Source organism: Saccharospirillum impatiens DSM 12546 (assembly GCF_000423605.1).
GTDB lineage: Bacteria > Pseudomonadota > Gammaproteobacteria > Pseudomonadales > Natronospirillaceae > Saccharospirillum > Saccharospirillum impatiens.
Map to the genome: position 1 here is coordinate 1 of NZ_AUIH01000129.1, position 2221 is coordinate 2221.

The following is a 2221-nucleotide window of genomic DNA, read 5'->3' on the forward strand; positions in this document are numbered from 1 at the left end:
GGAAGCAAGCCCTAAATCGTTTTATGATCGAGTTTGAAGACCGCTTGGCGGACTACCGTTAACTTCGGCAGTTACACAGAAATATTTACAGGGTCGATATCCCCGGAAGGGTCCAATTGGCTTCCAAGCACCTCAGTAGGCCTTCAAGCGCGTATCACGCTATGTTCCGTCCCTCTCTGCGTCTACGTGCGTCCAGTTACTTATTATACGCAGATTAACCTATGTGTTGCCTATCGGCCATTCGGGCCCCTTTTGCCAAAGGCGGGCTGTAGATCATGCGCCAGTGAATCCTCAATCAGCTGCAGCACCTGTGGCCGGACCGCATACTCATAGAGGGTGATCTTGTAAGGATGCTCGATGAACCAACTGTTCAGGTTCAACGCATAGGTTGACTGGGACCCTTAGCCTCTGTGCGCTTTGATCCTGCGGTTTATTCCACCCAAGCTGGATCCTACGTACTTGACGGGTGAGGGCTCATTGGCCTTGGGGCACCTTCGCTTGCCTGATGCTTTGTACGTCTGGAAAGCCTTGAATGTCGCTTCAGGGTCACCACTCAGGTCTTCGATGACACAGAGATACTTCTTGTGGCGCGGCAGTGACAACTCCTCGTGATAGACGAATTGCTGCACTGGCTGCGCGGCCTTTGCCTGGAGACAGTCAGCCATTCATTGGTCGAGGTAGTGGCTCATGACGGCCTCATCATTACACCGGGGTCTGTCATGATGCTCATGGCTGCTTACGGCTGATGGCCTGCACGTGCTGGTTCAGGGCGCTGTTCTGCCGGTTCAGATCCCGGTTCTCCTTGCTCATGGCGTCCAGCTTTGCCTCGGTCCGGTCGATCTGCTTCTCCAGGCGTTCTACCGTGTCTTGTTTGCCGCCGATCTGAGCCGTCAGGGTGGCCACCTGCCCTGCGTAGGTGCTGATGGACTGGCGGTGGTCATCCGTTGCCTGATGGCTCGCCGCGTCCAGGGTGGTGTATCGCCCTTCAAGCGCGGTCTTGGTCGCCAGGGCCCGGTCACGCTCTGACTGGGCTTCACGCATCGCGACGACCAGCGTTTCTCGATCAGATAGCCAGGTTGACTCCCGACTCTGGTGGCTGTGCTCCTGCTCCCCCAGCCGCTCCCGCAGCGCTTTCGTGGTTTGTGTGGCCAGATCAACCTCACGCGTCAGGTCCGTGATAACGCCTTGCTGAGTGTTTCGCTCTTCTCTGACCTGATCGGCCTCTGTCAACTGGGCTTTCAGTGTCGAGATCTCTGTTTTCAGTTCTGCCCCGTGGGCGGCTTGCGCTGTCCGCCTTCCACGCTCTGCTTCCAGCTCACTGGTTACCTGAGTCAGCTCAGTCTGCAACTCATTTATTTGCCCCTTAAAAGCCTCTTTCGATGACTCATGAGCCTGCTCTTCCAACCGGTGCTTTTCCAGCCAGCGATCGGCTTGATTTTTATGGGTGTTGATCTGATCGCGAAGGGCCTGTTGCTCTTGCAGGGCAGTCTGCTTGCGCTGCTCAAACGCCTCGCGCTCTGTGTCGAGCTGTCGCTGTTGGTCCCCCAACGCGCGTTCGGCCTTGTCGACTGACCAGCGGCGCAGTTCAGCCATCGCCTCGATCGGGACGTTCTGATCGTCAGCCACCTGGGTGAGGTAGCGTAACTGACTCAGGATCGTCCCCCGAGCGTCATCCAGGTACTTGTCGGTACCTGTGGATTATCAATGACTCAGCCAAAAGTACCACTTTAGATGGATCCGATATCAGCGGCCGCTATTACCGGTGAAAACATCCGGAACCTCCTGTAGAGAACGATCGCAAGCTATTGGATTGAGGTACTTTGGAACAAGTCTTTGATTTGGTTTGCAGAAGATTCGTCAGTATCGAACCACAGCCTGCCCTCCTCGCCTTGGGACACAGAGCATCGGGCCGACCCATCTAGCAAGATGGTAAAGCTAAAATCCTCTTTATCACTAAGCGAAACAGTGCAAACTCTAAACCCCGTTGCGTGGGATCTGGAGGATGTAGAAGGATGGATTGAGGAGCGCAAGCGAGAATTCCGATCAGGAAAAGTAGCCCCCGCTCCAGGGCCTGACGCGAAACAACGCATTGCTCGGCCAGTCCGCTCTCGTAATAATTGAGTTTGGCCTGAATCCGTAGGTTAATAATAAAAAAACGGCCTATAGCCCTCTATTTGCGCCGAATTTTGCTAAAATAGTCCCCTCAAATAGATCACCTACT

At 54.8% G+C, this 2221-nt stretch carries 1 protein-coding gene; it reads right to left on the reverse strand.

Translation table 11 applies throughout. The features are described 5' to 3' along the window. Positions 1 to 726: 726 nt before the first annotated feature. Positions 727 to 1626, reverse strand: a complete 900-nt coding sequence (locus tag G565_RS0120770; RefSeq protein ID WP_157600190.1) for a coiled-coil domain-containing protein — start codon at positions 1624 to 1626, stop codon at positions 727 to 729. Positions 1627 to 2221 lie beyond the last annotated feature (595 nt).